We start from the raw sequence: 12,755 nt of genomic DNA on the forward strand, positions 1-12,755 counted from the left end.
CTCAAAATGTAGAGACTCGACAACGATTCTCGCGATAGTGTGTCGATGAGTGCACAGAAATTAGCACCAATGATTGGAAGACTTTACAGGTGATAGTTGTTGTCTGCCCTGGTCAGGGCTCTCAGACTCCCGGATTCCTTGAACCCTGGATTAATGATCCTCAAGCCAAAGCTCTTCTTGAAACCCTCTCTGATGCAGCAGATGTCGATTTGGTCAAACATGGAACCGTCAGTGACGCCGACACCATTCGTGACACGTCCATCGCACAGCCACTGATTGTTGCCGCTGGAATCCTGACCCTAGATGCACTTTCCGAAAGTGACCACCTCGCAAAGACCTCGGGTATTGCAGGTCACTCTGTGGGCGAATTCACTGCAGCTGCTGGTGCAGGAGTCCTGGACGCAACAGATGCTGTTCGTTTGGTTGGAATTCGCGGACGCGCCATGGCTGATGCTGCCGCGCTCATCCCTACCGGTATGAGCGCAGTTATTGGCGGTGAGGAATCTGAGATTCTGGCAAAGCTTGACCAACTAGGACTTTTCCCCGCTAATTACAACGGCGGCGGACAGCTAGTGGTTGCTGGCGAACTCTCCGCACTAGCGACACTCGCAGAGGAGCCACCTGCAGGTACACGAGTGATTCCTTTACAGGTCGCCGGTGCTTTCCACACCAGCTACATGCTCGATGCCGTGGAGACCCTGCGCGAAGCTGCTACAGAAGTGAACACTAATGACCCCATCAAAAAGCTGTGGACCAACAAGGATGGTTCTGTCGTGACCAAAGGTGATACTTTTCGCGACCTTCTAGTCGGGCAAGTATCTTCCCCCGTCCGTTGGGACAAGTGCATGGATAGTTTCGCCGCAGCTGGCGTAAGCGGAATTATCGAAATTGCACCTGCAGGGGCATTGGTTGGTCTAGCCAAGCGTGCACTCAAAGGCGTTCCCACCGTGGCCATTAAGACTCCCGAAGATCTTGTGGCAGCCCGCGAACTGATTGACTCTGTCGCCTAAGCGGCCAGAGAAAGAAAGTACCCATCATGACTCACGTGAATCTCAAACAGTCCGAAGGCGCCAAATACTCACGCATTTATGCCATGGGAGCAGCGCGTGGCGACCTCACAGTAACGAATGACGACATTGCTGGCCCCATCGACTCCAGTGATGAATGGATTCGCCAGCGCACAGGTGTGATCACCCGCAAACGTGCCTCTGCAGGAATCACTGCAGCAGACTTAGCTACCCAAGCTGCAAATGAGGCTATTTCCAAGGCAGGAATTAAGCCAGAAGAAATTGATGTGGTACTCATCTCCACCATCAGCAACTCAGTTCAAACCCCCTCCATGGCTGCACTCGTGGCTGACCGGATTGGGGCAAACCCGGCTGCAGCCTACGACATTTCAGCAGCATGCGCGGGATACACCTACGGTATTGCCCAGGCAGACTCTTTTGTCCGCTCAGGTTTAGCAAAGTATGTGCTCGTCATCGGTGCTGAGAAGCTCAGCGAAATCATTGAGCCCACAGACCGCACCATCAGCTTCTTGCTCGGTGACGGAGCAGGTGCTGCTGTGATTGGACCTAGCGACTTCCCCGGTATTTCGAAGAGCGTCTGGGGGTCCGACGGCTCCAAGTGGGATGCAGTGGGCATGGACCACACCCTGATTGAATACCGCGACGGACACGGTGAAGTCGCATGGCCAACACTGCGCCAAGAAGGACAAACGGTGTTCCGCTGGGCAGTGTGGGAAATGGCGAAGGTCGCACAAAAAGCTCTCGAGGAAGCTGGAATCACGAGCGATCAGCTTTCGGCGTTTATCCCCCACCAGGCAAACATGCGCATCATCGACGAATTCGCTAAGCAGCTGAAATTACCGGAATCAGTTGTGATTGCTCGGGACATTGAAACAACAGGAAACACTTCTGCAGCATCAATCCCGCTTGCAACGCATCGCCTGCTTGAAGAACACCCTGAACTCAGCGGTGGCCTTGCCCTTGAAATCGGCTTCGGTGCCGGTCTCGTATATGGCGCACAGGTCGTCGTTCTGCCGTAAATGCCTCAATTGGCCGGTAAACTAAACCAGTCAAACGAACCCCCAACAAGGAGATAACAATGGCACTGTCCACCGAAGAAGTACTTGCAGGTCTGGCTGAGCTCGTTAACGACGAAACCGGCATTGCAACCGAAACGGTACAGCTGGACAAGTCTTTCACCGACGACCTCGACATTGACTCGATCTCGATGATGACCATCGTCGTGAACGCAGAAGAGAAGTTCGACGTAAAGATCCCCGACGAGGAAGTAAAGAACCTCAAGACCGTCGGTGACGCAGTTAACTTCATCGTTTCTGCATCTTAAGGAATTCGTAAGCGAGGGTCGGTAACGAAAGTTCCGGCCCTCCTTACAATCCTCCAGCTTTCCCCTCTTCCCACAGAAAGACTGAACTTATGAGTAAGAAGATTGTCGTCACCGGTATCGGTACCACGTCTCCTTTGGCCGGCAATGCCCCAGAGACCTGGGCAGCTCTTCTTGCTGGTAAGTCTGGCGCTCGCTCACTCGAACAAGAGTGGGTTGAGAAGTGGGATATCCCCATCACTTTTGCGGCACAAGCTGCCATCCCTGCAGAGGAAATCCTTGAACGCGTCGAGACCAAGCGCCTTGACCCTTCCTCTCAGTTTGCGCTTATTGTAGGCCGTGAAGCTTGGTTAGATGCCGGAAGCCCCGAAGTTGACCCTGGTCGCCTCGCTGTTGACTGGTCTACCGGTATCGGCGGAGTGTGGACTCTCCTCGACGCATGGGACACCCTGCGCGAAAAGGGACCACGTCGCGTTCTGCCCATGACTGTTCCGATGCTGATGCCTAATGGACCTGGAGCAGCTATCGGTATGGACCTGCACGCTCGTGCAGGTGTGCGCACCGTCGTTTCTGCTTGCGCCTCCAGCACCGAAGCCATCGCCAACGCCTATGAACACCTTCAGGCTGGTCTAGCTGATGTCATCATCGCCGGTGGTTCTGAGGCTGCCATCCACCCACTCCCTATTGCCTCGTTCGCTGCTATGCAGGCACTGTCCAAGCGCAATGATGATCCTGCTGGCGCTTCTCGACCCTACGACGTCAACCGTGACGGTTTCGTGCTCGGAGAAGGTGCAGCTGCATTGGTTCTTGAAACAGAAGAACACGCACTTGCTCGGGGAGCAAAGATTTACGCCGAGGTTGCTGGAGGAGCTGTAACTTCTGACGCGTATCACATCACCGCACCAGACCCCGAGGGTTCCGCGGCTGCTCGCGCCATGATTCAAGCCATCGAACAAGCAGGCGCCAGTATCGAAGATGTTGTTCACATCAACGCCCACGCCACATCAACACCTGTTGGTGACATCGCCGAATACAATGCTCTGCGTCGTGTATTCGGTGACCACCTGGACAATATTGCTGTGTCTGCTACGAAGTCGTCTACAGGTCACCTTCTCGGTGGTGCTGGAGCTATTGAGGCAATGTTTACTGTCTTAGCTCTTCACAACAGAACCGCTCCCCCCACCATCAACTTGGAAAACCAGGATCCTGAAATCAAGCTCGATGTTGTCACGAGTCCTCGTGAACTTCCTTCCGGCGACATCGTTGCTATTAGTAACTCCTTTGGTTTTGGAGGCCACAACGCGGTTGTTGCGTTCCGCAGCTACAACTAACCCTTTCACCAAGAATGCCCCTGCAAATGCAGGGGCATTCTTCGTTTGACGCTAACCAACTTGATGGAGCCAGCGCACCGGAGCAATATCTGAGGCATATCGGAAGGTGTCTAATTCTGCATCCCATGCTTCACCCAGGGACCTTGAAATACCAGTTCTCAAGAGATCGGCATCGTTTCCGGCGAAATCCAACACAGCTCGAAGCCTGTTTTCGGTAATTACCATGTTCCCTGCAGCATCAACGGGTGAATGAAAGATTCCCAAGCTTGGAGTGTGGCACCAACGACCACCATCAATTCCTGGAGCGGCATCTTCTGTGACCTCAAAACGCAGCTGTTCCCACCCCAAGAGTTCGGACGCGATTTTGCTTGCTGATCCCACAGGACCTTGCCACGCGTATTCGGCACGCTGTGAACCAGGGAGTATGGGTTGAGGACTCCACGACAATGTGATTCCTTTACCCAAGACACGACTAATAGCCCACTCCACATGTGGGCTCAACGCGCGAGGCGAGGAGTGGACATAAACCACTCCTGTCGACACTGCAGTCATCTCATCATCCTTTTCTACTGTGGTGCGTCTTCCCCTACGACCACACAGATGAGAGTTATTGATTGTGTATCTCACGCTTATTTTGTTGTGACACTAGTGTGACACAGCTAACTTCGGCATAACAACAAGGGTTTATTCCCTCACAGCGAGTTTTCAGCTTCTGTTCACTCAGTAGAGTGTTTTTATGGCTGTTCGCGAAGCACTACTCGGGATCCTTACTCTGGGACCGGCATATGGTCTTCAGTTGCATGCTGAGCTTGGCGCACGCGCTCCACACCGCGCCAAGACCAATGTGGGACAGGTGTACGGCACTTTAGATCGCCTCACCTCGGCCGGTCTCGTGATGCACCATGGACTCACCGAAGACGGCCTTCCGCTCTACGCCTTGACAGATTCTGGTCGCGATGAGGCAAACAACTGGCTCTGTGGAGCTACTGTGACATCACTGCCAGAATGGGCAGATCTTCAAGACATGGTGCTCATTAGCTCCAGCGTGCATAAAGTTCACGCAACCGCCTTAATTCAGAACCTAAAGAGCTACCTCAGAAACGATGAAGAGGAGACAGACATTACTCCTGCACGTCGGCTCCATGCCAAGGCCACAGTTCGTTACCACGAAGCCGTAACGAACTGGCTTGCAGACGTAAGCGCCTCAGACGTGCAAGAACAACCCCACTACAGCCTCGGTCGTCCAAAGCGTGGACGCCCTGCAAAAGTTAGTGCAGGAGCTCGCCAGCTTTATTGAGCACATTTTTCTCCCCAGCCTCAACTGCAAAGGGGAAACGGTTCTCTTCCGGTGGCATAGGACAGTTGAAGTTGTAGCTAAATGCACACGGAGGAAGGTAGGCGCGGTTGAAGTCCAAGGTGATCGTGCCATCAGGGTTTGGTGCAACCATAAGGAAGCGGCCCACACTGTAGGTCACCGGCCCCGAGGTGGCGTCCGAGAACACAATCATGAGCGCCCGACCTTCTTTGAAGGCAGAGGGCGCATATTCCACACCGTCGACAGTGAAACGGATGTCTCCGGGGATGACCTTATCTCGTCCAGCACCTTGATCTTTAAGATGTGACACCTCTACGGCACGACCACCCTCAATAGGAGTGAAAGTTCCGGTTATGACCCAGTCAGGGTTGTAATCAAAAGCATCAATAGAGCCGAAGTTCTGGAGGTCTTCAGAGTTACTGTCCCAGACTCTCAGCGCATATTTGCCATCTTCGCCCTTGATAACAGTTCCAGTTTTTGTCTCGTCAAAAACGATGGTGGAAGCAGATTCAGAATCTTTACCTGTCACAACAACTGTTCCATCAACGAGAACCCCGTCAACAAAGATGTTGTCAGAAGCAGATGCAGTCAGCTGAATACCTTGTCCCCCCTCAGGAAGAGCAGACCAAAGACCGTTGACACCCCAAATGCTCTCGCTCTCCCCCGGAGCACCATAGAACCACTGGGTATTCACCAAAGCGAGTGAGCCCTGTGGCAATAAAGCCATCTCATGGCGTCGACTGCGGAAGAAGGCATAGGCGTCTTCAGGAGTTTGCGGGTTTACGGCGGCGATATCTGCAGGCACAAATCCCAGATTAGTTTGTTGCAGCTTTGCTGGGCTGTCACCACACCAGGATTGTGGCCTCTGAGCCCAATAGCCGATTTATTTGCCATCAAGGGGAATCTGAAGATTGAGTTGAACACCACCTGGAACACTCTCTAGCAAATAGTCCAATGCAACACTAGTGATGAATGCTGATCCTAAGCCTGAAGTATTTTCTGAACTCAGTGGTGTTCCGTTATTTCTCAAGACCACGTTCAAAATCCCCGTATTGGGCATAGTCAACTGTGCTGTTATTTTTGTCGCCGCACCATGTTTAAGGGAATTGTTTTGAAATTCACTCAGGACATCTTCCAAGACACCTAAACCAACAAAATCATTTTCAATAACACGCAACGTCTCGGGCGAAACAGATACATCCATCGTGATGAGACCTGCCCAGTTGCTGTTAATGCGCTCAACTACTGCTTTTAGTGTCCTGTTTCTCGAATGATATTCACCAAAATTGATACTGCGGGAAATCAATTCTCTAATTTCTGGCAATGAATTGTTTGCTGTCTTCTCGCCTCGATCTAGAGCTGCCTTAAGTTTGAGCGCAGCTGCGAGCAGTGTTGCTTGAACATCGTTGTGCAATGTCAAAGCGAGGCTTTTCTGATCGAACCATAGCTCGGATTGAATGCGAGCATTTTGCCAGGCTAATTCTTCGTTTATCTGCTTGATTTCATCAAGCATTTCGAGCCGAGCAGATCTCATTCCGGCCGATGAGGCCATGAGCCACCCCAAAACAGCACCCAAAACTAATCCATAAAATATCGTTTCGAGGGTAAAACCTGTCTGATTAGTGGTTTGTTCCAGAGCTACTTGTGCAAAAAACAAAGCTGGAGCTGCATAAACGACAGAGATAAGTAAAAAGCGAGTAATCAAATTCATTGAGGCCAAATGAGGTGAGAGATACCTTCTGGCCAACTCAACAGAGCCAAAAATCAGTCCGAGGGACAGAAGCCATAAGCCGGTATAGCTCAGATCAAAATTCACTATCAACGAAGGGAATGAAAGTAATGCTGCCATGGAAAAGTAAAGCCCCGGCCTAAAGGGCGCTACGAGAGAACTTCGTCGAATTACTGTCATGAGAGAAATTCGAGGCGGTTTTGAAGTTGAGGTGTCCGGAGAAAGATTCAACGGATTTTCGAATAACTGATGACTCAGAGGTCTGACGGTTTCTTCGGCAACCACGTAAAGATTCTGAATAATTTTTAGATATTCAGGAGATGTTTTTTCAGTCTCGGTCAAGACACTGCGCAATGCCTTTTCGAGTTGTTCACGTGTTATGCCGACTAGTTGGTCTCGAGCACGAATAAGGTTTTCCGTCGAGGTCTCAACAATTAATTGGAGTTGGACTCGTCGGGTATATAAATCTTTATAAGCATTTCGATAAGAAGCAGAATCGTTGACGACCGTCGATACCAACGCGAAAATCACGAGTCCCGATGTCAGCGCGGCTACAACTCTGAAATCCCATTGTGGGTTCGTCGTCAGCCCAAGCCCTTCTGCAAAAACTTGGATTAGAACTGCACGTAACAGCTCTGTAGTGGCGTATAAAAACCCAATCGAAAAAGTGCGAAGGCTACCTAACTGCCCTGCCACACGATTGATAATCCAGCCCAATACCGTAAAGTACACTCCTGCGCACATCAGTGCAGCAAATGAAATTCGCCAAATAATGATTCGAGTATCTGAGCTTTCTTGAATCCCAGTGCTACCGATATTTAGAGACAGGAGAAGTAGTAAAGGCCAAACGATTTTGGGTGAAGTGGCTTCTCTTCCGCCGAATCTAAATCGTCTGTTTTTGAGTTCAGACCGCTGAAAATATTCGTCTATTACCGCAGTTTTAGTCACTAAATGCTCGTGAAAGAGTTGAAGGCCGAGTTGTGTCCTGCAAAAACTCCAAAACTGCGGCTACACGTGCATTCTTCCCTTCAGGAATACCGAGTGCGTCATAAATAGCGATGAGGTGGTTGCCTACAGAGTTAACTGCTATTCCCAAACTGGTCGCGATGGTTTGATTGCTGTCTCCGCGGGCTACCGCACGAAGCACTTCAAATTGTCGGTTCGTCAACGAGGAAACGCCGGTTCCTGGACGAGCCTGCGAACGGTTCACCAAGGACGGATCAATAACAGTTTCACCACGAGAAGTTGCCCGAATGGCGGAAGCTAAAGAATCTATAGACTTCGTCGCACTCTTGGTGAGGTAGCTCCACCCTTGTCTCTCCTGTTTCGGTAGACCAAGGATGAGCTCGAGCATGTCCCTATCAGAGAGCAGGACCACGCCGAGATGAGGATTAAGGCGACGCATAGTAATTCCGAGACCAACACCGTTTCCATCTGGAAGCTCAATGTCGAGGATAACCACGTCAAGATTTTCAGGCTGAAACCACTTTTTAGCTTCAGCGACATTGTCGGCAGTCGCGACAATTTCGAGATCCTCAACCTGCTCTAAGGCAGAACTCATGAGCTGCAGAAAGAGACTATGGTCTTCCACAATTCCTATACGTAAAGGCTTCATTGAATTCACGCTCTTAGTATCCGCTATTGGTTGAGGGACTTTTCCCTAGTTTTGGATATTCTGACCAAACAAAAAAGAAACAATTATATTTACTCTCTAACAATGTTAGCCCCTATTTTTCGGGGAAAAATATACTAATTGTTTACTTTTTGACGGGGCCACACAGAGCAGAAACTGTCAATTCGGTAGCAAGGTTGTTCCAGGCCTGACCAGAGCATTGGGCGGGATCAATTTCATAAACAAGACGACCATTAACCATTCCGGTGTACCACACGGAAAAAGCCATTGTGTCTAGTTCAGGCAAGACCCAGCCTCGTTCCTGTGCAAAGTTCAAAGCCGAACTCAATAAGTCATGTGATTTTCGCTGTGCTGCAGCGACCGCACTCTTGAGCTTTGGTCTCGACATTGCACTACCCAAAACATCGGCCCGGACTGCCCGAGTTGAATAGCGATCATCGGAAAAAACTAATGCAGTCACTTCACGTATGACAGCAATGAATTCTTCTATATTTGAACAATTCCGCACTTGTTCGTCGAAAACTTGAGTTAATTCCAATAATCCTCTGGTGTAACGAAATGCTTGTGCTTCTTCAACCAGTCCATCGCGATTGCCAAAAAAATGGTAAACCGACGGCACTTTTACCCCAGCCATGGCAGCTACATCACGTATCTTCAGTTCCTTGATTCCAGCGCTATCAATGACATCCACCGCTGCCTTTAATAGGCGATCATGAGTTCTTAGGTTGTCTGTCATTGTTCAATGCTACAAGCGTGAATTAACTGAAGGAGGATGTGGAATCCACCGAAATACCACCTATCGGTCACTATGAGAGAAGTATTCAGACTTCTCTCACAGTGCTTTAGGTAGAGTAAATATTAGGCTTCGAACAATATGGAGGACACATGTCTGACGAAAGCAAATGCCCCTACATGGGTGGAACTTCCAGCTCAACTGGAACCTCAAACAATAATTGGTGGCCTAACCAGCTGAATTTGGATTCGCTGACCCACAACTCCCCTAAGTCTGACCCTATGGACTCAGACTTTGACTACGCCACAGAGTTCAAAAGCTTGGATTTGGCAGCAGTCAAGAAAGATATTTACGCGCTGATGACCTCGTCACAAGACTGGTGGCCTGCTGACTATGGTCACTACGGCCCCTTCTTTATCCGTATGGCGTGGCACAGTGCTGGCACCTACCGTATCAGTGACGGTCGCGGAGGCGCGGGCCAGGGCCTCCAGCGCTTTGCACCATTGAACAGCTGGCCAGATAACGTCAACCTTGACAAGGCACGACGCTTGCTGTGGCCCGTGAAGAAGAAGTACGGCAAGAAGCTCAGCTGGGCTGACCTCATGATTCTTGCTGGTAACTGTGCTATCGAAGACATGGGTCTGAAGACTTTTGGCTTCGGCGGTGGACGTGCTGACGTCTGGGAAGCAGATGACACCTACTGGGGCCCTGAAGCTGAATGGCTCGCTAACAAGCGTTACAGCGGTGAACGAGACTTAGAGAACCCCCTCGCTGCAGTTCAGATGGGTCTGATTTACGTCAACCCTGAAGGCCCAGACGGCAACCCTGACATCCTTGCTTCTGCACGAGACATTCGTGAAACCTTCGCCCGGATGGCGATGGATGACGAAGAAACTGTTGCCCTAATCGCCGGTGGTCACACTTTCGGTAAGGCTCACGGAGCTGCTGATGCAGATAAGTATGTTGGCCCCGAACCTGAGGGAGCCCCAATCGAAGAGCAGGGACTTGGCTGGAAGAACAGCTTTGGAACTGGCAACGGTGCTGACACCATTTCCTCTGGTCTCGAAGGTGCATGGACTCCCAATCCCACCAAGTGGGACAATGGCTACTTCGAAACCCTTTTTGGTTACGAATGGGTCATGACAAAGAGTCCAGCTGGCGCAATTCAGTGGGTTCCTTCTGACGAGTCAGCTGCCTCAGTGGTTCCTGATGCACACATTCAAGGAAAGACACACGCTCCAGTTATGTTCACCACTGACTTGGCACTGCGTACTGACCCTGCATACGAGAAGATCTCGCGTCATTTCCTGGAGAACCCCGATGCCTTTGCGGATGCTTTTGCCCGCGCATGGTTCAAGCTCACTCACCGTGACATGGGACCCATCTCGAGGTACCTTGGACCCGAGGTTCCTGCAGAGCAGCTCATCTGGCAGGACCCTGTTCCTGCGGTTGATCACCCTCTGGTTTCTGATGCAGATGTTGCAGAAATCAAAAAGCAGGTGCTTGCTTCCGGTCTCAGTGTTTCTCAGCTGGTTTTCGTCGCATGGGCTTCTGCCTCCAGCTATCGCAACAGTGACAAGCGCGGCGGGGCCAACGGTGCCCGTATTCGCCTCGAGCCACAGCGCAACTGGGCCGCAAATGACCCACAAGCACTCGCTCCTATCTTGGCGAAGCTGGAATCCCTGCAGAGTGATCTGGCCGCAGCAGGCAAGAAGATCTCGCTTGCGGACCTCATCGTTTTGGCTGGTTCCGCAGCAGTTGAAAAGGCAGCAGCAGATGCTGGTGTGAACGTCACTGTTCCTTTCCACCCTGGTCGCACTGACGCAACTCAGGAGCAAACAGACGTCAACTCCTTCGCTGTTTTGGAGCCGGTAGCTGATGGTTTCCGCAACTACGCAAGCAAGGGCCACGGTCCAGTTGCTGAGCGTTTGTTGGTTGATCGCGCTAACCAACTCAACCTCACCGCACCAGAAATGACTGTTCTGGTGGGAGGTTTACGTGTGCTTGGAGCCAACACCGGTGGTTCAACTGTCGGGGTATTCACCAAAACTCCTGGTGTACTCACGAATGACTTCTTCGTGAATCTGCTAGAACTTGGCAACACCTGGCACCCGCAGTCCGGCGACACCGGCCTCTTTGACGCTCGCGACAATGCCACCGGCGCTGCAAAGTGGACCGGAAGCCGCGCAGATCTCGTATTCGGTTCGAACTCGATTCTGCGTGCTCTTGCAGAGGTTTATGCAAGCGACGACGCCAAGACCAAGTTTGTCAACGACTTCGTTGCCGCCTGGGTCAAGGTCATGGAGAATGATCGTTTCGATCTAGCCTAAGAACCAATCAAGAAAGGGACCCCATCACGGGGTCCCTTTTTTTGTAGGGCGGACGGGACTTGAACCCGTGACCGACGGATTATGAGTCCGCTGCTCTAACCGGCTGAGCTACCGCCCCTTGTGAGCCGATAGTAAAAGTTTAGTCGTCTGTGAGCTCTGGGTCTGGATCTACAACTTCTTCGCCACGATACAGCGCTTCGAAGGTGTCCAGCGTGCGAGTGATGTCGTGACCGCGAATGAACTTGAGAGAGTTATTCTTCATACGAAGTAGCTCATCATCATCCGCGGTGAGAACTTTCACGAGCTTGTCTCTTAAATCTTCGACGTTGTTGGGCTCGAACAGGTAACCGTTTTCACCGTCGTGAACAAGGTGAGGCAGGGCCATTGCGTCCGCACCAACGATAGGAAGTGCGGTGGCCATTGCTTCCATTGTGGCGATGGACTGCAGCTCAGCAATGGACGGCATTGCAAAAACTTTTGCCCTGGTGAGAGCGGCTTTGAGCTCATCATCACTGACATAGCCTGAGAAAAAGACTTTGTCATCAAGACCCAAGTGCTTGACCTGTTGCTTCATTTGCTGAAGCAGGTCTCCACCGCCGACGAATTCCAAAGTTGCATTGAGCTCGGGGGGAAGTTGGGTAAATGCTTTGAGGAGAACATCGAGCTTCTTTTCACCGGTGATGCGACCAACGAAAAGGATGCGGTTCTCCCCCTTGGTGTCGAAGTTAGGTGTGTAGTGGTGCGCGTTAATTCCACACGAAATGGCATGGACATCAGTGAGGTGCGTGTACTCCTCGAGGAAGTTGGCAGCGCGACGTGTAGGTGTCGTGACAGCCTCAGCGCGGCTAAAAGTTCTGTAAGCAGCCTTCCAGACCAAACGAATAACGCTCTTCTGGGTGGATTTTGGTAAAAGCGTGAATTGCATCATGTTTTCAGGCATGAAGTGGTTTGTGCCAATAATGCGAATTCCTCGAAGCTGAGCTTCTTTAGTCAATCCGCCACCAACAATGAGATGGGATTGAAAATGCACGACATCAGGTTTGAAACTGTCCAAGATTCGCGCGCTGTTGTGACGTACACGCCAAGGAAGCATGTAGCGAAGCCAGTCGTGTGGATACCAACGCCAGCTCTTGATGCGATACATCATCATGGGTTGGCCTTCATGGGTTTCAACCCATGTTCCAGACTTTCGTCCAGCCGCCGGAGCCATTACTCGAACGTCGTGACCGCGTTCGACCAAGCCTGCAGCCAACCGCTCCGCAAACTTTGCAGCGCCATTAACGTTTGGGCCGAATGTGTCACATCCAATGAGGATGCGTAATGGTTTCGGCATAG

The 12,755-nt window shown here is 51.2% G+C and carries 12 protein-coding genes and 1 tRNA gene; 6 read left to right on the top strand and 7 right to left on the bottom strand.

The features are described 5' to 3' along the window. The first annotated feature begins 89 nt into the window (after nucleotides 1–89). The 4 genes from AURUGA1_RS04630 to AURUGA1_RS04645 all read left to right on the top strand — a co-directional run bounded on the left by AURUGA1_RS04630 (nucleotide 90) and on the right by AURUGA1_RS04645 (nucleotide 3,680). The gene (locus AURUGA1_RS04630) at nucleotides 90–1,010 is read left to right on the top strand and encodes an ACP S-malonyltransferase (RefSeq protein WP_114129083.1); all 921 of its coding nucleotides are present in this window, start codon (nucleotides 90–92) and stop codon (nucleotides 1,008–1,010) included. Between the two features lie 26 nt (nucleotides 1,011–1,036). Next, a complete protein-coding gene (locus AURUGA1_RS04635) occupies nucleotides 1,037–2,047 on the top strand; it encodes a beta-ketoacyl-ACP synthase III (RefSeq protein ID WP_114129084.1) in 1,011 nt (336 codons plus the stop codon). 59 nt (nucleotides 2,048–2,106) lie between these two features. Next, nucleotides 2,107–2,352, top strand: coding sequence for an acyl carrier protein (locus AURUGA1_RS04640; protein WP_096380871.1), 246 nt, complete (start codon nucleotides 2,107–2,109; stop codon nucleotides 2,350–2,352). A gap of 89 nt (nucleotides 2,353–2,441) precedes the next feature. Further along, nucleotides 2,442–3,680, top strand: coding sequence for a beta-ketoacyl synthase (locus tag AURUGA1_RS04645; protein WP_114129085.1), 1,239 nt, complete (start codon nucleotides 2,442–2,444; stop codon nucleotides 3,678–3,680). Nucleotides 3,681–3,731: 51 nt separating this feature from the next. Here the strand turns inward: AURUGA1_RS04645 and AURUGA1_RS04650 are convergent, their stop codons facing one another. After that, complete coding sequence (locus tag AURUGA1_RS04650; protein ID WP_114129086.1) at nucleotides 3,732–4,232, bottom strand: DUF3145 domain-containing protein; 501 nt, start codon at nucleotides 4,230–4,232, stop codon at nucleotides 3,732–3,734. Between the two features lie 184 nt (nucleotides 4,233–4,416). Here AURUGA1_RS04650 and AURUGA1_RS04655 point away from each other — a divergent pair, with 184 nt between their 5' ends. Further along, nucleotides 4,417–4,977, top strand: coding sequence for a PadR family transcriptional regulator (locus AURUGA1_RS04655; protein ID WP_114129087.1), 561 nt, complete (start codon nucleotides 4,417–4,419; stop codon nucleotides 4,975–4,977). Here AURUGA1_RS04655 and AURUGA1_RS04660 read toward each other — a convergent pair. From AURUGA1_RS04660 to AURUGA1_RS04675, 4 genes are all read right to left on the bottom strand, one after another. Continuing rightward, the gene (locus AURUGA1_RS04660; protein WP_240187340.1) at nucleotides 4,949–5,800 is read right to left on the bottom strand and encodes a DUF1684 domain-containing protein; all 852 of its coding nucleotides are present in this window, start codon (nucleotides 5,798–5,800) and stop codon (nucleotides 4,949–4,951) included. The two genes, AURUGA1_RS04655 and AURUGA1_RS04660, sit on opposite strands and share 29 nt — an antisense overlap. 78 nt (nucleotides 5,801–5,878) lie before the next feature. Further along, nucleotides 5,879–7,672, bottom strand: a complete 1,794-nt coding sequence (locus AURUGA1_RS08060) for a hypothetical protein (RefSeq protein WP_162784058.1) — start codon at nucleotides 7,670–7,672, stop codon at nucleotides 5,879–5,881. Further along, a complete protein-coding gene (locus AURUGA1_RS04670) occupies nucleotides 7,665–8,339 on the bottom strand; it encodes a response regulator transcription factor (protein ID WP_114129089.1) in 675 nt (224 codons plus the stop codon). The genes AURUGA1_RS08060 and AURUGA1_RS04670 overlap by 8 nt, the downstream gene beginning before the upstream one ends. 142 nt (nucleotides 8,340–8,481) lie before the next feature. Next, nucleotides 8,482–9,093, bottom strand: a complete 612-nt coding sequence (locus AURUGA1_RS04675) for a TetR/AcrR family transcriptional regulator (RefSeq protein ID WP_114129090.1) — start codon at nucleotides 9,091–9,093, stop codon at nucleotides 8,482–8,484. 149 nt (nucleotides 9,094–9,242) lie between these two features. Here AURUGA1_RS04675 and katG point away from each other — a divergent pair, with 149 nt between their 5' ends. Continuing rightward, nucleotides 9,243–11,420: a catalase/peroxidase HPI gene (gene katG / locus AURUGA1_RS04680; RefSeq protein ID WP_114129091.1), complete on the top strand. Its 2,178-nt coding sequence runs from the start codon at nucleotides 9,243–9,245 to the stop codon at nucleotides 11,418–11,420. Nucleotides 11,421–11,464: 44 nt separating this feature from the next. Here the strand turns inward: katG and AURUGA1_RS04685 are convergent. Continuing rightward, nucleotides 11,465–11,538 (bottom strand) — tRNA-Ile (locus AURUGA1_RS04685). 21 nt (nucleotides 11,539–11,559) lie between these two features. Beyond that, a complete protein-coding gene (locus tag AURUGA1_RS04690; RefSeq protein ID WP_114129092.1) occupies nucleotides 11,560–12,753 on the bottom strand; it encodes a glycosyltransferase in 1,194 nt (397 codons plus the stop codon). Nucleotides 12,754–12,755 lie beyond the last annotated feature (2 nt).

The organism is Aurantimicrobium sp. MWH-Uga1 (assembly GCF_003325955.1).
Taxonomy (GTDB): domain Bacteria; phylum Actinomycetota; class Actinomycetes; order Actinomycetales; family Microbacteriaceae; genus Aurantimicrobium.

Bases quoted from the DNA above. Each gene is read 5' to 3' on its own strand.
- AURUGA1_RS04635 (WP_114129084.1), top strand. From the start codon at position 1,037: ATGACTCACGTGAATCTCAAACAGTCCGAAGGCGCCAAATACTCACGC.
- AURUGA1_RS04640 (WP_096380871.1), top strand. From the start codon at position 2,107: ATGGCACTGTCCACCGAAGAAGTACTTGCAGGTCTGGCTGAGCTCGTT.
- AURUGA1_RS04645 (WP_114129085.1), top strand. From the start codon at position 2,442: ATGAGTAAGAAGATTGTCGTCACCGGTATCGGTACCACGTCTCCTTTG.
- AURUGA1_RS04650 (WP_114129086.1), bottom strand. From the start codon at position 4,232: ATGACTGCAGTGTCGACAGGAGTGGTTTATGTCCACTCCTCGCCTCGC.
- AURUGA1_RS04655 (WP_114129087.1), top strand. From the start codon at position 4,417: ATGGCTGTTCGCGAAGCACTACTCGGGATCCTTACTCTGGGACCGGCA.
- AURUGA1_RS04670 (WP_114129089.1), bottom strand. From the start codon at position 8,339: ATGAAGCCTTTACGTATAGGAATTGTGGAAGACCATAGTCTCTTTCTG.
- AURUGA1_RS04675 (WP_114129090.1), bottom strand. From the start codon at position 9,093: ATGACAGACAACCTAAGAACTCATGATCGCCTATTAAAGGCAGCGGTG.
- katG (WP_114129091.1), top strand. From the start codon at position 9,243: ATGTCTGACGAAAGCAAATGCCCCTACATGGGTGGAACTTCCAGCTCA.
- AURUGA1_RS04690 (WP_114129092.1), bottom strand. From the start codon at position 12,753: ATGCCGAAACCATTACGCATCCTCATTGGATGTGACACATTCGGCCCA.